The sequence below is a fragment of the Martelella mediterranea genome (assembly GCF_021021415.1).
In the GTDB taxonomy this organism is placed as follows: Bacteria; Pseudomonadota; Alphaproteobacteria; order Rhizobiales; family Rhizobiaceae; genus Martelella; species Martelella mediterranea_C.
Map to the genome: position 1 here is coordinate 41,430 of NZ_JAINWJ010000019.1, position 16,656 is coordinate 58,085.

The window sequence follows — 16,656 nt, forward strand, 5'->3', positions numbered from 1 at the left end:
CCGCGAAAACCGGTATCCACTTGTCCTGGGCACCCTCAAGTGGCTTTGTCCCGACATTTCCCGGGTAATAGGCGGAAAGGCGCTGGGCTCTGCGGTCCACGCCTTACAAAACCCGCGTTGGTTGGGGTCGTTGATAGTCTTGAGCTTGCAGTCGAAGCTCGATGCTGCGCTGAATCAGCGCGGCATCGTCGGAACTGAAGTTGGCTCTCATAGGGGTAGCGCTTGGCGGCCGCGTCCTCGATCGATCGTTTCGTCCTCTCTGTGAGCGCATGAAAGCTGCCGTTGAATCGCAGACTTTGAGGCGGGAACGCTTCAAGCACCGCTCGTTGCCGTCATTAAATGGCGTCAATCGTCCGACTTTTCGGACCCTGCTTTGTCAGATCCTTCAAGCAGCAATGCGAGGCGCTGGAACCGTCCGCGGCGAATATGCTGCCGGGCGGCCTCTTCCGCCGCAGCGACATCGCCGTTTTCGATAGCGGCATATATGGCGAGGTGATCCTTGAGCGACCAGGCTTCATAATCATAGCGTCCTTCTGTCTGTCCCCGTATCATTTCGGCGGAGGCCAGCAGAATCTCGGCGGTGTGCTGGACATATCGATTGTTCGAGATTCGGTAGATACATCTGTGAAAGCGATCATTGACTCCGAGAAACTCAGTCTCGTTACTTTGCCCCTTCTCCTGATCGGCGAGGATGGACCGCAGCTCTATCAGATTCGACGTGTTCGCCCGCTTGGCGGCAAGGCGCGCAGCCAGACACTCCACCGCTTCGCGCATGTCATAGATTTCTTCGGCGCGCGCGATATCGATGGTGGCGACAATCATTCGCCCACCACTGGTATGCGCTAGAAAACCTTCGCTGAGCAGACGCTGCAGGGCTTCGCGCGCCGGCGTCCGGCTGACATTGAATAGCTTGCAAAGGCTCTGCTCACTGACCCGGTCGGCCGGAGCAAGAGTCCCATTGCGCAGCAACTCGCGCACTTTACCGTATACAGCCTCTCCCAGAGAGTCATCTGTCTTGCTGTTGGCGCTCAAGATAAAACCTCAAAAAAACAATGTGAAAACCGGTAACTTGTGTCTAGCACACAATTTGCCGCAGCATCAAGGTTGACGAATTTTCGACCAATGGTATACAGAATTAGCAATTAAATCGAATTGTGCATACAGTTGAAAGCCTGCATTCATGCCCCGAACAGTTCTCGTAACCCGCGACCGAATTCACCCGGATGCCGTCGCAATGCTGGGCGAAGCCGGCTTCGAATGTCTGTTTTCGCCTCCGTATGCGACTGGCGAGGAGGTTGTCCGCGCCGCCTCGGAAGCCCGGGTCGACGCGATCATGGTCTCTCAGGGGCGAATTACGCGTGAGGTCATCGCCGCGTCGAGCGCGTTGAAGGTGATCGTCAAGCACGGCAGCGGGGTCAACAACATCAATCTGACAGCCGCCGAGGATTTGGGCATACCGGTCTACCGCGCCGTCGGTGCGAATGCGCGTTCCGTAGCCGAGCATACAATCGCGCTGATCCTGTCATTGCTCAAGTCGTTGCCGCAGCTCGACAAGGCGACGAAGAGCGGGGAGTGGATGAAATCCTCGTTTATCGGACGGGATATCAAGGGTGCCCGGCTGGCACTGGTGGGATTGGGCGTGATCGGGCGTGAGGTCGCCACGCTCGCCAAGGGGCTGGGGATGGAGGTCAGCGCCTTTGACCCCGGCTGCGATGCCGAAGCCCGCGAGGCGCTGGGCCGTGACAACATCACGCTGGTGAGCGCAATCGAGGACATGCTTGGCGAGGCCGATATCGTTTCCCTGCACTGCCCGCTCACGAGCAAGACTCGTCATCTGGTCGACAGGCGTTTTCTGGCGGCGCTGAAGCCCGAGGCTGTCTTGATCAACACCGCGCGCGGCGGGATCGTCGACGAAGAGGCGCTGGCCGAGGCGCTGATAGCCGGAGAGATCGCCGGAGCGGGGATCGACAGTTTCGAGCAGGAGCCACCTCCGGCAAGTTTGTCTTTGTGGGGCGCGCCGAACCTGATCGTCTCCCCGCATGCCGCAGGTCTGACGCCGGGAGCGGAGCGCGCCATGGCGACGACAGCGGCTCAGCTCATTATCGATCATCTGGCGGGCAAAACCATCCCCGCCGTGTTTCATGCCAAGGCCGCCGTTCTCGGCGGGCTTCAGGAATAGGAAATGACATGACCGAAGGTTTCCGCGTCAAGACAAATTGGGACAGGGTGAGCGAGACCGAGGTGCAGCGCGCGAAGAGCCTGCCGGTCTCCAACATAAGTGACGTTATGTCACGCCGTTTCGCGGCCCCGGCCAGCCTGCGTCCGATGCACCGCGCAGGTGCGATGGCCGGGCCCGCCCTGACCGTCAGCGTACGCCCCGGCGACAACCTGATGCTGCACAAGGCACTGCAGATGGTCCGGCCGGGCGAGGTAATTGTGGTCGATGCAGGCGGTGCACTCGACAATGCGATCATGGGTGAACTGATGCTGGCGCGGGGCGCATGCTCCGGCGTAGCGGGGATCGTGATTTACGGCGCCATCCGCGACGTGGAGGCAATCAGCCAGCAGGACATACCGGTTTTTGCCAGCGGCGTTTGCCATCGTGGCCCCTACAAGGACGGCCCCGGCGAGATCGGTCTGCCGATTGCTCTGGGTACGATGATCGTTCACCCCGGAGATCTGATCGTTGGCGATCGGGATGGCGTTCTGGCGGTGCCTCGCTCCTCTGTGGGCGCGGTTCTGACTCGAGCCGAGACGAAGCACGCCTCCGAGGAGGCGCAGCTTCAAGATACGCTTCAGGGTGCATACAAAGGCGACTGGATCGACCAGACGCTGCATCAACTGGGATGTGAATTCATGGATTGAGGCCGGCATCGATGTGATTGCCGAAGCCTGATTTTTCAAAACGGGAGGAAGATATGACAGTGTTCAGAAACAGTTTCAAAGCCGTGATGACGGCAGTTGCGCTGACGGCGGCAACCATCATGCCTGCGGCGGCACAGGAGTTTCCGGGCTCGCGGGGCCTCGAATTCGTAGCTGGCTACGGCCCGGGCGGCGGGCACGATACGATGCTGCGCATGATGGCCAAAATCATCCAGTCCGAGAAGATTGTCGACGCCAGCATCAATGTGGTGAATAAACCCGGCGGCGCCGGCGCCACCTCGCTGGGCTACCTGAACTCTCATAAGGGGGATGGACATTATCTCATGTCTGCAACCTCCTCATTCATCACCACTCCGTTGACCACGGATGTCGGCCTCAACTACACGGATTTTACCCCGATTGCCCGGCTGGGCATCGACCCGGTCATCATGGTCGTGCCAGCCAAATCCCCGATCAAGTCGCTCGATGATGTCAAGAACGCCGAACGCGTTCTCAACATCGCCGGCGGCGGGCGCGGACAGATCGAGAATATCGTGACGCTTCTGCTCGGCGACAGAATGGACAAGACCTTCAACTTCATCCCTTTCCAGGGAGATGGAGAGGTCTCCACGGCGGTCCTCAGTGGCCAGGTCGATGCAGCGATGATCAACCCCGGTGCGATCAAGGAATTCATCGAAGCCGGACGGGTGCGGGCAATCGCTATCTCCACCGATGAGCGGGCGGCAATGTTCCCTGATCTGCCCACCTTCAAGGAAAGTGGCTTCGATGTCGTCGCTTCGGTTTTCCGAGGCGTGGTGGCTGCCAAGGACATTCCCGAAGATGAAAAGAACTACCTGTCGAGCATGGTCGAGAAGCTTCAGGTCACCGATGCTTGGAAAACGCAGTATCTCGAGCCCAACGGGATCATCCCGGGTTACCTCGGGCCCGATGCTTTCGGGGCCTATCTGGAGCAGACCAACGAACTGTATCGTTCGACCCTGGAACGACTCGACCTTCTGAAGGGGTGACTGAGTTGGAAAAAGGGATCCATTTGATCTTCTTGGGTTTGCTGACGGCTTTCGCCGTCGGCATCCTAGGCGGTTCGGCCCATCTGAAATTTGCGGACGAATATTCTTTCGGGCCGGGTTTCGTGCCTGTGGTCATCGCATCACTGATGCTGTTCTGCTGTGCTGTTCAGGCGGTCAAGCTTCTGCGTGCCCGGCCGGCTGTGGTGACGCAAGCAACCGATAGGCAGCCACCTAACCTGGTTGGGCTCGGGCTTGCAATTGCGATTATCGGTTTCGGCGTTGCCGCCATGTCGTTCGGTTCGGTCTTTGGTCCGGTCGCGGCGATCGTGTTTCTGGTTTCCTGGGGGGTGATACGACACCCGTTGCCAATCTCGCTGTTCGTCAGCGCCTCAACGACCGCTGTCCTGTACCTGATCTTCGCTGTCTGGCTCGGCCTACCCATCACTTGAGCTTTTATAGGTTTGCAAATGCTACATTCGCTGTCCGAACTCTTTTCGGCGATGGCTCAGTTTGCTTCGCCGGGCAACTTGGTACTGATTTTTGCGGCCGGAATGATTGGCACCGTCGTCGGCGCCTTGCCGGGGCTTGGTCCGTCGGCAGGGATCGCGCTGATGATGCCGCTTACCTTCGGGATGAACCCTATCTCCGGATTGAGCCTGTTGACCGGCGTCTATATGGGCACGATGTATGGCGGACGCCTGACTTCGATCCTGATCAATACGCCGGGCGACGCACCAGCTATCGTGACGGCGATAGAGGGTTACCCGATGATGCAGAAGGGCAAGGGGGGGCTGGCGCTCGGAATCTCGGCGATAGCCTCTTTCATCGGCGGCTTGTTCGGTCTTGCGGTGCTGGTGCTTTTCGCGCCGGTTATCGCCGAATATGCGATCTTCCTCGGGCCGCCGGAATATTTCATGCTGATGTTGCTTGGTCTCAGTATGATTGTCGTCCTCGCGGGCGCAGATCCGATCAAGGCCTTGATCGCGACATTTTTCGGCGTCCTGATTAGCACCATCGGCAGCGACTACGTATCAGGCAATGCCCGCTTCGTGATCATGCCCGAACTGATCGACGGCGTTGATTTTGTCGCTGTCATTATTGGCCTATATGGTATTGGGGAAGTCCTGGTGGGCATCGAGGAACGGGTTCGCCTTGAGATGGGCAAACCGCGCTTTCGCTTCGGAGAGTTTGTGCCAAACCGGAGCGAGCTGCGCCAAACGGCGCTGCCGATCCTGCGCGGCTCAACGCTGGGCACGCTGATCGGCGTTCTGCCCGGAGCCGGCGCAACGATCGCCACCTTCGTATCCTATACGACCGAAAGGAAACTGACGAAGACGCCCGAGCGGTTTGGCAAGGGGGCTATCGAGGGTCTGGCTTCGCCCGAAGCAGCGAACAATGCAGCCGTGCCCGGCTCGCTGATCCCGCTCCTGGCGCTGGGCATTCCAGGCTCAGGCGGCACGGCAATCATGCTAGGCGCGCTGGTCATGTTCGGGCTCAATCCCGGACCGATGCTCATGGTGCAATCCGCCGATATCGTCTGGGGGACCATCGCCGGGCTCATCATCGCGAATTTCTTCCTGCTACTGTCCAACATTATGTTGATCCCGGTTTTCGTCAACGCATTGCGGATCATCCAGAAGCACCTCAGCGCCATCGTCCTGGCCTTCTGCCTGGTCGGCGCCTTTGCGATCAATTACGGGCTTTTCGATATCTGGGTCACCGCGATTTTTGGACTCATTGGCTACATGATGAAACGCGCAGACTACCCGACGGGCCCGTTCATCCTGGCGCTCGTCCTGTCGCCGCTCGCCGAGAACTACCTGCGACAGTCCATTATGCTGGGGCAGGGGGAGTGGAGCATTTTCTTTGCCAAGCCGCTGACCGCAATTTTCAGCACACTGGTGCTGCTGGTGATGGCATTCGGCCTGCTCAAGGCCCCACTTAGGGCGATCTGGAGCCGCCGCGAATTGTAAACGATGAGTGGCGCTCCAGTCGTTCGAGTTGAGTACGGGAGCGGACGCCTGGTCGGCGAAGAGCTTTGACGAAGCCTTCAGATGCTCGCTCAGCCTTTGATGTGTCGGCGTAGGTGCCAGGCGGTACGGCTGACCCGTTGGGCGTCGAACGGCCGAGATCGGTCCCCGGCGCATGTGGATTTGAGCCTGCCTTTGGAGGGGGTACGTGACCAGTGTATGCGGAGACCAGCACTTGGGAGACGGTCGCCTCAGTTGACATACCGCCTCGCGATTGACGCGATCGGTTTTCGCTTCGGCAAGCATTTGCCTTGATGTTTCATCTTATAGTGGAATTCCAGATTGGCATTTCTCTCGTATAAGGCAAAACGGTCCTAACTGTCAGCGTCGGAGTGAATGATGTGTCGTCTGTTCGTATTCCCTCAAGACCTGAAGCAGCCCATCAACACGGGACATTGGGCAGGGATCAAATTTCAACGTTTTGCGTCTATTCGGTCGGGATTGAAAAATAGGTTGATTGATCCCCTGCTCTGCTCCCATGATTGACGTCGTTTGCATAGAGCATTCTCCCGATATATCTGAGACGTAGCTACCGCTTTCGACCAGAAACAGCCGGCACGTGGAAGCAAGAAGGCCCGATAGCGGGGATGCCTTCTCGGATGGTCCCGGCTAGAATTCATCCTGCTGTAGCGTCAGTATGCGCAAATGCTCGAGCATTTTCTCGGCGGCCGGACTGAGCCAGTCGTCGCGCAGGCGCTGGATGCCTGTGGTCCGTTTGGGCAGCGACCGGGAAAGCGGCAGTTCGGTTAAGCCGGGATGGCCCCGCAGGATCGGCGTGACGGCGAAGGTGAGGGCGTCGGACTGCTCCAGATAGGTGGTGATGAAACCGTTGGAGGTTGATCGAATGCGGGCGACGGGCGGGCTCAGGCCCTCGGTTTGAAACAGCCCGTCGAGCCGCTTCTGGGCGTTGACGGCCTTGTCGGGCATGATCCAGGGAAATTCGAGCAGATCCGGCAGCTCCAGCGTTCCCGCCCGCTCCAGCGGGTGCCCCCGGCGCGCGACCACGGCGTAACGCGCGGACGCGAGCGGTTCCGAATGGAGATCGGAGAATTCCGGGTCGTCCGTCAACTCGGTGAGGATGAAGGCGACCTGTCCGCGCCGGACCAGTTCGGCAAGCTGGCGCTCGAAACCGCCGATCACGCTGATCGAGACGCCGGGCAGGTCCCGCGTGGTCAGGTTGATTGCGCCCGGCAGCAGGCCTGTCAGCCAGACCGGGCCGGAACCCACGGAAAGCTCCGTCTCCTCATGTTCCTGCAGGTGCCGGATTTCGTGCTGGGCATCTTCCAACTGCCGGAAAATGCCCTGCGCCCGGCGCACCATCACCCGTCCGAATACGGTCAGTCGCATGGCCTTTGGAAGTCGCACGAAAAGCTGTGCTCCCACTTCCTCCTCAAGCGCGGCAAGGCCGCGGCTCAGTGCCGGCTGGGTCATGTTCAGCTGCACTGCCGAGCGGGTCATCGACCCCGTTTCGGCTATGGAAAGTAGGTAGCGCAGGTTTTGCAGGTTCATGTTTTCGATTACCAAAATGCATGAAGAATGCGTTGTTAATTATTTGCATTAATGAAGGCCTCTCTTTAGCCTTTGTCAAATCCAAGGGAGGAGAAATGATGAATTCCAAATCACTGGCCCGCTTTGCGGGCGTGGCTCTTTCGTTTGCCGCTTTCGCCGGCGCAGCCGTGGCACAGGACTTTCCGACGCGCCCGATCACGATGATCGAGCCTTGGGAGGCCGGCACGTCCGGCGACATAACGGCGCGCATTGTTGCCGAGTTCGCTTCCCAAAAGCTGGGGCAGCCGATCGCGGTGCAGAACATCGCCGGCGGCGGCGGCGCCAAGGCGATGCTTGCGCTTGCCGAGGCTGATCCAGATGGCTACACCATCGGCAATTCGTGGGTCGCCACCCAGATCATGGTGCCGACGTTCGAGCCGCGGATCGGCTTCGATCCGATGGGTTTCGACCCGATCGGACTGATGTGGGTGAACCCCTTCACATTGACGGTGGCCGCCGATCACCCCGCAAACAACGTTGATGAATTCGTGGAATGGGCAAAGGCCCAGGACGGTGTCCTCAGGGTTGGCGTCTGCCCGGCGGTCAGCCTGCCGCATGTGGTGATGCGGCGGTTCCTCGAGGTGGCGGAGATCACGAAATACCAGCCGATTCCGGCGGATGGCTGCGAAACCTCGAATATTCAGGGCCTGTTCGACGGCTCGCTCGACTTCACCACCGGCGCGCTCGGCGCGGTGAAGATCTACGGCGACAAGATCAAGACGCTCGCGATCTTCACCGAAGAGCGCTCCCCGATCGAACCCGGGATTCCGACGGCAAAGGAACAGGGTTACGATCTTGACTGGGGTGCTGCGACCGCCGGCTGGTCGGGACTGGTGGCGCCCGAGGGCACGGATCCGGAACACTTGAAGAAGCTTCAGAACGTGTTCCGCGAGGTCATCAATTCCGAGCCCTTCAAGAAGAAGATGTTCGAAGGCGGGTTCACCGTCCAGTACATGGAGCCGGATGCCTTCCAGGATCTCTGGCAGGTGTCGCTCGACCGGCTGGCGCCGGCACTGGAAAACCTGAAGAAAAATTGAGCGTTTCGCGCCGCTCCATAACATTGGCCGGCGGCGCGATTTCCTTTCAGACCTGAGGTTTTCCCGATGTCCAACGACGAAACCTTTCAGGCTCCGCAGCGGGAAACGGCAACCCGGTCGCAAGACCTTGCCGCCATCGTCGTGGGAGCAGGATCCTTCATTCTCGGCCTCTGGATGGTTCTGGATATCGCGGCGATGGAGGATAATCCCATCGCATCGCTGTCGGGGGGCATCGATGCCAAGCAGTACCCGACATGGCTGGGCGTGGGCCTGATGGTCCTGGCGTTCGCCGTTATCGTCCGCCCCTTGGTGCGGCTGATTTCCATACACGACCGTCCCAATGAAGCCTTGCCGTGGAGACGCATTATCGGCGTCGTCGCGGCGCTGTTTTTCTATCTTCTGGCGTTTCCGCGCTTTGGCTATATCGCGTCGACCACGCTTTTCGGCGCCGCGCTGATGGTGGCCGGCGGCGCGCGCAGGCCGCTTTCGATCATCGGCTTTCCGGTGGCGTTCTCGCTGGCCCTTTACTGGCTGGTGCGGATCGTCTTCGACATTCACCTGCCCTTCGGGCGGTTTCTCACCGCCCTGATCGGAGGCTGAAGGACATGGATACCCTGCTTTCGGCGCTGGACCTCGCCGGCGTTATGTCGCTTCTTCTGGCCATTATTGTCGGCATCGGCGTGGGCATCATCTTCGGCGTCCTGCCGGGCATGGGGCCATTGCTGGGCATCGCGCTCGCGATTCCATTCACCTTCTACATGGATCCGGTCCCTTCGATCGCCCTGCTGATGGGCATCTATCAGGGGGGCAATTTCGGCGGCGCGGTCACCGCGATCATGATCGGCGTTCCGGGCACGCCGATGGCCGCGGCGACGCTGCTGGACGGCTTTCCCATGGCCCGCGCCGGCCGCGTTTCCGACGCACTGGTGCTGGCCACGCTGTCGTCGTTTGCCGGCGCTCTTATCAGCGCGGTGTTGCTGATCCTGCTGTCGCCCTATCTCGCCGCCGCCGCGGCCAATTTCGGGCCGATGGAGACGATGCTGCTGGCGGCGCTCGGCCTGTCGACCGTTGCCTCGCTGACCGGAAAATCCCTGCCGCGGGGCCTGCTGGCGGCCGCGCTCGGCCTGTCGGCGGCGGCGATCGGGACCGACCCGATCCTCGGCCTGCCGCGCATGACGATGGGCCTCTCTGGTCTCGATGGCGGGTTCAACCTCGTTGCTCTCCTGATGGGGCTGTTCGCAGTCTCCGAGCTTCTGACCCAGGTGGCCGCAGGCGAACACCTGAAGGCAGACCGTGTACGCCTTCAGTTGCGCAACGGCGTCCTCGGAAACTTCCTCGGACGCTGGACGAACTGGCTCCGTTCCAGCGCGTTCGGCATCTTCATCGGCGCCATTCCCGGTATCGGCGGCGATGCCTCCGCCTATATCGCCTACCGCGTTTCCCGCGACTTCTCCGATGAACCCGAGAAATTCGGGCAGGGCGCGGATGATGGCGTCGTGGCCTCGGAATCCGCCAACAGCGCCACGACCGGCGGAGCGCTTCTGCCAATGCTGGCGATCGGCATTCCCGGCGATCCTGTCGTGGCGGCGCTCATGGGCGGGTTCCTCATCCAGGGGCTCACTCCGGGCCCACAACTCTTCCAACAGCATCCGGAAATCGTCTATGGCGTTCTGGCGGCCTTTCTGCTCGGCGCATTGCTGCTGCTCCCGATCGCACTGGTCATGCTGCGCGCCCTGATCCGCACGCTGGCGGTCCCCAAACCCTATCTCGTCGCCGCCGTCGGCATGTTCAGCGTGCTGGGCGTGTTCATGGTGCAGCGCTACATGTTCGACCTCTGGGTGTTCTTCGCCTTTGGCCTGATCGGCTACGCGCTTCGCCTGGCGGCGATCCCGCTCGCGCCGCTGATCATCGGCTATGTGCTGGGCTCGACCTTCGAGGAGGAACTCAGGATGACATCGCTGGTCACCGGCGGCGACTGGGTCGGCTTCTTCCTGAACCGGCCGGCCTCGCAGATCATTCTGGCGCTTCTGGTTCTCGTTCTCTTCACGCCGATCGTGCAGGCGCTGCTGCGCCGCCGCGCACGCCGCAAGCTTTCCATTTCGACACGTGAGACCCATTCATGACCGATACCCGTCCCAATATCGTTTTCGTCATCACCGACCAGCAAAGGCACGACACGATCCGCGCCATGGGTTTTCCTTACATGGATACGCCCAATCTCGACGCGCTGGTGGAAGAGGGGACGGCGTTTTCGAACATGTATGTGACCTCGCCGTGCTGCGCGCCCTCGCGGGCAAGCCTGTTCACCGGGCTCTATCCGCACAATTCCGGCGTGCTGCGCAATGACGAGGTCTGGCCCTCGACCTGGGTCAGCGACCTGGCGGCGGCCGGCTATCACTGCTGCAATGTCGGAAAGATGCATACCCATCCCTTCGAGGCGCCGTTCGGCTTTCATGAGCGCCATGTCGTCGAGAACAAGGACCGGGCCCATCCAAACCTGCCCTTCTTCCTTGACAACTGGGACAAGGCGCTGATGGCGCGCGGCGTCGAGAAACCCGACCGCCGCAGCTACCGCCGCCGGCAGGACTATGCGACCGCGCTCGGCGCGTTTTCATGGGAGCTCGATCGGGACCTGCATCCCGATGTCTTCACCGGCCGGCTCGCCTGCCGCTGGCTGAAGGAATGGAATGGGACGAAGCCGTTCTTCCTCCAGGTCGGCCTGCCCGGACCGCACCCGCCCTACGACCCCGCGCCGGAGGATCTGGAGCCTTATCTCGATCGCGACCTGCCGGCGCCCATTCCCTCGGACATAGAGGCGCAACCGAAGGCGCTGCAGGAACTGCAGGCAAACCATATCCGCGACGACCATGACGCCGTGCGCCACCTTGCACATCCGACAGAGGAGCAGACCAGGCGTCAGCGTGCGCATTACTACGCCAATGTCTCGATGATCGACGGCATCATGGGGGAGATCAGGGCAGCGCTCGAGGAACGCGGCGTGGCCGACAACACGATCATCATCTTCACCTCCGACCACGGCGATTGTCTCAACGACCATGGTCACAGCCAGAAATGGACGATGTACGAGCATTCCGTGCGCGTTCCGACGATCATCCATGATCCCCGCCGTCCCGGCGGAGCCCGCGTCGACGATCTCGTCTCGCTCATGGATCTCGGGCCGACCGTGCTGGAATTTGCGGGCCTTGTTCCCCCTTCATGGATGGAAGGCATATCGCTCGCGCCCTACATCCGGGGTGAAACCGAAGCGCCGCTGAGGACCGAGGTCTTCGCCGAGCTGGCGCGCGACATGATCCAGAGCAACGCGGCGTTCTTCACCATGATCCGGACCGGGCCGTGGAAGCTGGTGCACATTTCCGGAACGGCCGAAGGGCAGCTCTTTAATCTTGAGGATGACCCGGACGAATGCGCCAATCTCTGGGACGATGCGAACCATGCCGACACGCGCCGACAACTGACCGCGCGGCTTCTGGAATGGCGCATCGAGAGTGGCCTGGCCGCCCAGGGTTGGCTCGGAAGGGTGGCATGCTGATGTCGGCGAACTGGGATTTTTCGGTTGAGGGCAAGCGCGTTTTGATCACGGGCGGCCTTGGCGGCATCGGCTCGGCGCTGGCGGAGGGTTTTGTCCACCATCGCGCGGAAGTCATCGTCACCGGTCGAACGCCTGATCGCGCCCCGCCAAAGGGCTGCCGATACGAAGCCGTGGACCTCACGAATGATGCCGATGTGAGCCGTCTTGCCGAACGAACCGGCGCGATCGATACGCTGATCCACTGCGCCGGGCAGATCGAGCGCGAGCGGGAAATGCTGCCCGATGGCTTCAACGCGGTGCTCGACGTTCATCTGACCGGCGCGTTGCGGCTTGCCAATGCCTATCGCACGGGACTTGCCGCGCGCGGCGGTGCGATCATCAATATCGCCTCGATGTTTTCCTATTACGGCGCGCCGCATATACCGGCCTATGCAGCTGCAAAGGCCGGCGTGGTGTCGCTGACGAAATCGCTGGCGCTTTCCTTCGCGGAGGAAGGCATCCGGGTCAACGCGATCGCGCCCGGCTGGATCCGGACGCCGATGACCGAGCGCGGCCGGGCCGACCCGGATATCCGTCAGAAAGTCCTGACCAGATTGCCGAAGGGCGGCGACTGGGCCGATCCGGACGAACTCTGCGGTACGGCGGTGTTTCTGGCATCTTCGGCATCGCGCATGATCACCGGCGTCACGATCCCCGTCGACGGCGGGTATACGGCCGCATAGGCAGGATGAAACAAGGGAGGACGGCTCGATGGCCGGACATATTCTCATTACCGGCGCCGGCGCCGGCGGCGGCAACGGTTCCGCCACGGCGCGCATGGCGGCGGCGCGCGGCTATGCCGTCAGCCTGATGGCGCGTTCCTCCGGCAGCAAGGAAGCCTCGGCGCTTCTGGGGGAGATCGCCGCGAAGGGCGGAGCGGCACAGGTGGTGACCGCCGATGTCACCAGCGAGGGCGATATCGTCGACGCGTTCAAGAAAGCGGCCGACCGGTTCGGCCCCCTCACGGCGCTGATGAACTCGGCCGGCATCGCCTACGACGCGCACAAATGCCCGGCGATCAGCCAGATGGGCTACTGAGCCGAAGAAGGTAAGTTTGCCGGCGTCACGGAGCTGAAGCAGTCGCGTGAGGAACAGGCGGCGGAACAGCTTTCCGAGTACGCGCACCGGCAGGAGGAACGCCGGGCGTGATGATACCCATCGTTTTCCATCGAGGGTGATGCCGCCGCCCGGCACGATCATGTGAACATGGGGATGATGCATGGCCGAACCCCATGTGTGGAGAACGGCGGTGATGCCGATGCGGGCGCCGAGATGCTTCGTATCGTCAGCATCGTTTGCGAGGCGGTCTTGAACAGAAGGTCGTGGATGAGCGCCTTGTTGTGGAAGGCGATTGTGGCGATCTCGGCAGGCAGCGTGAAGACGACATGGAAGTATCCGACCGGCAGGAGATCGGCCTCGCGCGCGGCAAGCCATGTGCGTTCGGCAACGCCGTGGCATTTCGGCAGTGCCGGTTACGGCAGGAATTGTAGGCGATACGCCATTCTCCGCAATCTTCACAGGCCTCGACATCGCCGCCCAGGGACGCGGTGCGGCAATGTTCGATCGCGGACATCGCCTTGAGTTGGGCCAGACTGAGATGTCCATGGTGGGCTGCACGGTAGGCCCGGCAACACGGAAGATATCGGCGACCTCGATCGAGGTGCGCATGGCTTATCCGTCGGGCGCTTTGCCTTCCATCAGCGCCATCAGCCGGTCGAGGGGCCTGCGACGGCATGGATCGTCCGGGTCGAGACCTTGGCATAGAGCGCGGTCGTTTCCAGCTTGCCATGACCGAGCAGAACCTGGATGACACGGACATCGACGCCATCTTCGAGAAGATGGGTGGCAATACCTTGCCGCAGGGTATGCGGGCTGACACGCTTGTGGATGCCTCCGTTCTGGGCGGCTTCCTGAAACGCACGATGCAGTTGCCGCGACGAGATCGGGTCGGTAAGGCTGCGACCCGGAAACAGCCAGCCATGGGGCAGCATCACGCCGCGCCGCTTTCCTTCTCGCCACCACAGTCGCAGCAGTTCCAGGAGTTGCGGAGAAAGCAGGGTTTTGCGCAACCCGCTGTTTTGATGCGGCGATCATCGAACGCGTTGAGCGTCAACATCGTCGTCGGACCCAGTTAAGACAATGCAGACTTTCGTTCCAGTACCCGCTGTTTTGTAAGTATCGAATTTGGGAGATCACAATGACCGAGACGCATTTTCGATGCGGCCTGGAGGCGGTTCTGGCCATCCTCGGTGGTAAGTGGAAGCCGCTTATCGTGTATCATCTCGCTGGCGACCCCAAGCGCACCGGGCAACTGCGCAGGCTGGTCACCAATGTGAGCGAGAAAATGCTGATCCAGCATCTGAAGGAACTGACGGATGACGGCGTCGTTCGCCGCATCGATTTTCAGAAGGTGCCGCCGCATGTCGAGTATGAATTGACCGACTTTGGCCGAAGCCTGGCCCAGGTACTCGCGCCGCTCTGCGAATGGGGAACGCACCACAACGCGGAAATCGCAAGGATCGTAGAAAGCCGCGATCACGGAGCGAAGGTGGCTTAGCTGCCCCGCAGGAAAGGGCAACCCGGAACGCTGTGTCCGCGAACGTGCGTTGACGAGCGGCCGCCCGGTGCCAGAACGACCGAGGCGCTTTTCCGATGACGCCATCAGCCATTTCGAAACGGGGAGCTGATCGACGACCATCGCGGAAATGGCTGGGCGGAAACTATGCCGAAAGCGCTTTATGACGAAGTGAATGGTCCAGACGGATCAGCGAAGATGCGCTCCATTGAAACCCCTTTGTTGTTCGGCCCGTCAGACCCGAGATCGATGATTGATCCGCCGATTTTCCGGAGCCGGGCGAAGTAGGCACCTGCGTCCAGGAGCTGGTAGGGAAAATAAAGGCCCGGCTGTGTCGGCGCCTGACCGGCCAGCCCAGTCAGGCTTTCAAGAACCATCGCCACCCCCAGACCGGTCAGCGGCATCTGTCCACCGGGGTGGACAACGGCAAACCGGATGGCCAGGGGCTGCCCCTCCGGGGCCGTGCCGGAGAGTTCAATCAATATCTCGGCCGAGAGCGGCTCACCCGCACGACGGCTGGAACTGACGCCGATCGCCAGGTCAAACCTGACATTCGGCGCGCCCGTCTCCATGGACAGCCCGAGAAGATCGTTCGGCGAAAGGGCGGATGCCTCCATCTCGGTCCCATCCACGGCTCGGAACCGCGCGGCCGTGGCGTCACCGGTTCGCCAGGAAAAGGCCCCCTCGCGGCGCTCCAGCGCCGCCGCCATCACCTGGGTCTGGCGCTCAAGGTCCGCCTCGGCGGCCGGACCGAACGCGTCCTCCTCGTCAAGCAGGGCGCCGATGCGGATATCCTCGACATGCCCGAAGGATTTCGCGGCTGCCAATGCCGGCACGCTGGTTGCGCCGACCAGCCATTCCGTCCCGAGGACGACCGCTGCGGCATCAGGGCGGTGGATGTAAGCCGCAACCTCAGGGCCCAGCTCGATTATGCCCGGGGAGATATTCACGTAAGGCACGCCCCGATCCTGCGCAAAACGAAGGCCCGCGACCCGCTGGTCGGTGAACAGGACCGCGACGGCGCCAACCGGGCGATCGCCTATGCCAAGATCGCCGGCTGACAGATCGACGGCGATGCCTTCCGCATTTCCGGTTTCGTCCGCCACGCGCTGCACCTTGTCGAGATCGCGTCCTCCGATGAGCAGAGGCACATCCGGGTGCGCGTCTCTCAGATACCGGGCCGCGTGCTGCCCGACGATACCGGAGCCTCCCACCAGAAATATTGGGTTGATCGCCATTGTCATGGCCTCCTTGTTGCATTACCTACCATTCGTAGGATATACGTAACCTACTTTTGGTAGGTTTCAAGGGGAGCGTATGACGGACAGGCAGATCAGGCAGAAAACCGACGGGCGAAGCGTGTCCGCGAGGCTTTCCAAGGCGGAGCGCCGCCACCAGTTATTGACCACGGCCCGAGCGATTGTCCGGGAGGAAGGCACGGACCGGCTTAGTCTCGGCCACCTCGCCGAACGTGCCGGCGTGTCGAAGCCGGTTGCCTACGATCACTTCGGTGATCGATCCGGCCTGCTGATCGCGCTCTACAGGTGGATCGACACGGAGCGGATGGACACGTTCCGCAATGGCCTTGTCAGCCGAAACCCCGCCACTGTGGAAGCGATTGAAGAACTTGCCACCGCCTATATTGGCTGCGCCACCGACACCTCCGGCGATTTCCATGCGGTCGGCGCCGCGCTTGCGGGCAGCGATGAAAAGGCCGACGTCCTGCAGGAGCTTCTGGACCAGGCCGTCGATATGTTCGTCACCGTTCTCGCAGCACACAGCAGTCTGGCCCCCTCGGAACTCGAACGGCGGAGCATCGGGCTCATCGGCGCGGGCGAGGCGCTCTCGACGGCCGTCCTCCGTGGAAGGCTTAGTAAGGCCGATGCTACCGGAACGTTCTCAACAATGATCGCACGTTGCATCTAGGTTTCAAAAAGTCGCAGCGCCGCTCGCTGTGTCGGGCATGAACGGTCGGCGTCGGACGGAA

The 16,656-nt window shown here is 61.3% G+C and carries 17 protein-coding genes and 1 pseudogene; 13 read left to right on the top strand and 5 right to left on the bottom strand.

Annotated features, from left to right (window positions below; all coding sequences use genetic code 11):
* Positions 1–345: 345 nt before the first annotated feature.
* Complete coding sequence (locus K7H91_RS13315; protein WP_230720760.1) at positions 346–1,032, bottom strand: GntR family transcriptional regulator; 687 nt, start codon at positions 1,030–1,032, stop codon at positions 346–348.
* Between the two features lie 148 nt (positions 1,033–1,180).
* Here K7H91_RS13315 and K7H91_RS13320 point away from each other — a divergent pair, with 148 nt between their 5' ends.
* From K7H91_RS13320 to K7H91_RS13340, 5 genes are read left to right on the top strand one after another with little or no spacing between them, the layout of a single operon-like run.
* Positions 1,181–2,179: a hydroxyacid dehydrogenase gene (locus K7H91_RS13320; protein ID WP_230720761.1), complete on the top strand. Its 999-nt coding sequence runs from the start codon at positions 1,181–1,183 to the stop codon at positions 2,177–2,179.
* Between the two features lie 8 nt (positions 2,180–2,187).
* A complete protein-coding gene (locus K7H91_RS13325) occupies positions 2,188–2,865 on the top strand; it encodes an RraA family protein (protein WP_230720762.1) in 678 nt (225 codons plus the stop codon).
* 53 nt (positions 2,866–2,918) lie between these two features.
* Positions 2,919–3,890, top strand: coding sequence for a Bug family tripartite tricarboxylate transporter substrate binding protein (locus tag K7H91_RS13330; protein ID WP_230720763.1), 972 nt, complete (start codon positions 2,919–2,921; stop codon positions 3,888–3,890).
* 5 nt (positions 3,891–3,895) lie between these two features.
* A complete protein-coding gene (locus K7H91_RS13335; protein ID WP_230720764.1) occupies positions 3,896–4,339 on the top strand; it encodes a tripartite tricarboxylate transporter TctB family protein in 444 nt (147 codons plus the stop codon).
* 18 nt (positions 4,340–4,357) lie between these two features.
* On the top strand, positions 4,358–5,863 hold the full coding sequence (locus K7H91_RS13340; RefSeq protein ID WP_230720765.1) for a tripartite tricarboxylate transporter permease: 1,506 nt from the start codon (positions 4,358–4,360) through the stop codon (positions 5,861–5,863).
* A gap of 666 nt (positions 5,864–6,529) precedes the next feature.
* On the opposite strand, the gene K7H91_RS13345 is transcribed toward K7H91_RS13340, so the two are convergent.
* Positions 6,530–7,429 (bottom strand): LysR family transcriptional regulator, encoded by a 900-nt coding sequence (locus K7H91_RS13345; protein ID WP_230720766.1) that lies wholly within the window; start codon positions 7,427–7,429, stop codon positions 6,530–6,532.
* 98 nt (positions 7,430–7,527) lie between these two features.
* Between K7H91_RS13345 and K7H91_RS13350 the strand changes: the two genes are divergently transcribed.
* The 6 genes from K7H91_RS13350 to K7H91_RS13375 all read left to right on the top strand — a co-directional run bounded on the left by K7H91_RS13350 (position 7,528) and on the right by K7H91_RS13375 (position 13,132).
* Positions 7,528–8,505: a Bug family tripartite tricarboxylate transporter substrate binding protein gene (locus K7H91_RS13350; RefSeq protein WP_230720767.1), complete on the top strand. Its 978-nt coding sequence runs from the start codon at positions 7,528–7,530 to the stop codon at positions 8,503–8,505.
* 66 nt (positions 8,506–8,571) lie between these two features.
* On the top strand, positions 8,572–9,105 hold the full coding sequence (locus K7H91_RS13355) for a tripartite tricarboxylate transporter TctB family protein (RefSeq protein ID WP_230720768.1): 534 nt from the start codon (positions 8,572–8,574) through the stop codon (positions 9,103–9,105).
* A gap of 5 nt (positions 9,106–9,110) precedes the next feature.
* Positions 9,111–10,628: a tripartite tricarboxylate transporter permease gene (locus K7H91_RS13360; protein WP_230720769.1), complete on the top strand. Its 1,518-nt coding sequence runs from the start codon at positions 9,111–9,113 to the stop codon at positions 10,626–10,628.
* Positions 10,625–12,055 carry a sulfatase gene (locus K7H91_RS13365; protein WP_230720770.1) on the top strand — a complete coding sequence of 477 codons (1,431 nt, stop codon included), beginning with the start codon at positions 10,625–10,627 and terminating at the stop codon, positions 12,053–12,055. Before K7H91_RS13360 ends, K7H91_RS13365 begins: the two co-directional genes overlap by 4 nt.
* The gene (locus K7H91_RS13370) at positions 12,049–12,777 is read left to right on the top strand and encodes an SDR family NAD(P)-dependent oxidoreductase (RefSeq protein ID WP_230720771.1); all 729 of its coding nucleotides are present in this window, start codon (positions 12,049–12,051) and stop codon (positions 12,775–12,777) included. The genes K7H91_RS13365 and K7H91_RS13370 overlap by 7 nt, the downstream gene beginning before the upstream one ends.
* Before the next feature lie 94 nt (positions 12,778–12,871).
* Positions 12,872–13,132: an SDR family NAD(P)-dependent oxidoreductase gene (locus K7H91_RS13375; protein ID WP_230720831.1), complete on the top strand. Its 261-nt coding sequence runs from the start codon at positions 12,872–12,874 to the stop codon at positions 13,130–13,132.
* Here K7H91_RS13375 and K7H91_RS13380 read toward each other — a convergent pair.
* Together K7H91_RS13380 and K7H91_RS13385 are read right to left on the bottom strand one after the other, a co-directional pair.
* Positions 13,094–13,762: pseudogene (locus K7H91_RS13380) on the bottom strand (IS91 family transposase); the annotation flags it as partial. The gene K7H91_RS13375 and the pseudogene K7H91_RS13380 sit on opposite strands and share 39 nt — an antisense overlap.
* Positions 13,763–13,800: 38 nt before the next feature.
* Positions 13,801–14,163 (bottom strand): tyrosine-type recombinase/integrase, encoded by a 363-nt coding sequence (locus tag K7H91_RS13385; protein WP_330166004.1) that lies wholly within the window; start codon positions 14,161–14,163, stop codon positions 13,801–13,803.
* Between the two features lie 128 nt (positions 14,164–14,291).
* On the opposite strand from K7H91_RS13385, the gene K7H91_RS13390 reads away from it, so the two are divergent.
* Positions 14,292–14,651, top strand: coding sequence for a winged helix-turn-helix transcriptional regulator (locus tag K7H91_RS13390; protein WP_230720772.1), 360 nt, complete (start codon positions 14,292–14,294; stop codon positions 14,649–14,651).
* Positions 14,652–14,830: 179 nt separating this feature from the next.
* On the opposite strand, the gene K7H91_RS13395 is transcribed toward K7H91_RS13390, so the two are convergent.
* A complete protein-coding gene (locus K7H91_RS13395) occupies positions 14,831–15,907 on the bottom strand; it encodes an NAD(P)-dependent oxidoreductase (protein ID WP_230720773.1) in 1,077 nt (358 codons plus the stop codon).
* Positions 15,908–15,986: 79 nt separating this feature from the next.
* On the opposite strand from K7H91_RS13395, the gene K7H91_RS13400 reads away from it, so the two are divergent.
* Positions 15,987–16,595 carry a TetR/AcrR family transcriptional regulator gene (locus K7H91_RS13400; protein WP_230720774.1) on the top strand — a complete coding sequence of 203 codons (609 nt, stop codon included), beginning with the start codon at positions 15,987–15,989 and terminating at the stop codon, positions 16,593–16,595.
* Positions 16,596–16,656: the final 61 nt, after the last annotated feature.

Excerpts from the sequence above, each read along its gene's own strand:
- K7H91_RS13390 (WP_230720772.1), top strand. The coding sequence starts at position 14,292 with ATGACCGAGACGCATTTTCGATGCGGCCTGGAGGCGGTTCTGGCCATC.
- K7H91_RS13345 (WP_230720766.1), bottom strand. The coding sequence starts at position 7,429 with ATGAACCTGCAAAACCTGCGCTACCTACTTTCCATAGCCGAAACGGGG.
- K7H91_RS13400 (WP_230720774.1), top strand. The coding sequence starts at position 15,987 with ATGACGGACAGGCAGATCAGGCAGAAAACCGACGGGCGAAGCGTGTCC.
- K7H91_RS13370 (WP_230720771.1), top strand. The coding sequence starts at position 12,049 with ATGCTGATGTCGGCGAACTGGGATTTTTCGGTTGAGGGCAAGCGCGTT.
- K7H91_RS13375 (WP_230720831.1), top strand. The coding sequence starts at position 12,872 with ATGGCGGCGGCGCGCGGCTATGCCGTCAGCCTGATGGCGCGTTCCTCC.
- K7H91_RS13340 (WP_230720765.1), top strand. The coding sequence starts at position 4,358 with ATGCTACATTCGCTGTCCGAACTCTTTTCGGCGATGGCTCAGTTTGCT.
- K7H91_RS13320 (WP_230720761.1), top strand. The coding sequence starts at position 1,181 with ATGCCCCGAACAGTTCTCGTAACCCGCGACCGAATTCACCCGGATGCC.
- K7H91_RS13330 (WP_230720763.1), top strand. The coding sequence starts at position 2,919 with ATGACAGTGTTCAGAAACAGTTTCAAAGCCGTGATGACGGCAGTTGCG.
- K7H91_RS13365 (WP_230720770.1), top strand. The coding sequence starts at position 10,625 with ATGACCGATACCCGTCCCAATATCGTTTTCGTCATCACCGACCAGCAA.
- K7H91_RS13395 (WP_230720773.1), bottom strand. The coding sequence starts at position 15,907 with ATGGCGATCAACCCAATATTTCTGGTGGGAGGCTCCGGTATCGTCGGG.
- K7H91_RS13360 (WP_230720769.1), top strand. The coding sequence starts at position 9,111 with ATGGATACCCTGCTTTCGGCGCTGGACCTCGCCGGCGTTATGTCGCTT.
- K7H91_RS13350 (WP_230720767.1), top strand. The coding sequence starts at position 7,528 with ATGAATTCCAAATCACTGGCCCGCTTTGCGGGCGTGGCTCTTTCGTTT.
- K7H91_RS13355 (WP_230720768.1), top strand. The coding sequence starts at position 8,572 with ATGTCCAACGACGAAACCTTTCAGGCTCCGCAGCGGGAAACGGCAACC.
- K7H91_RS13325 (WP_230720762.1), top strand. The coding sequence starts at position 2,188 with ATGACCGAAGGTTTCCGCGTCAAGACAAATTGGGACAGGGTGAGCGAG.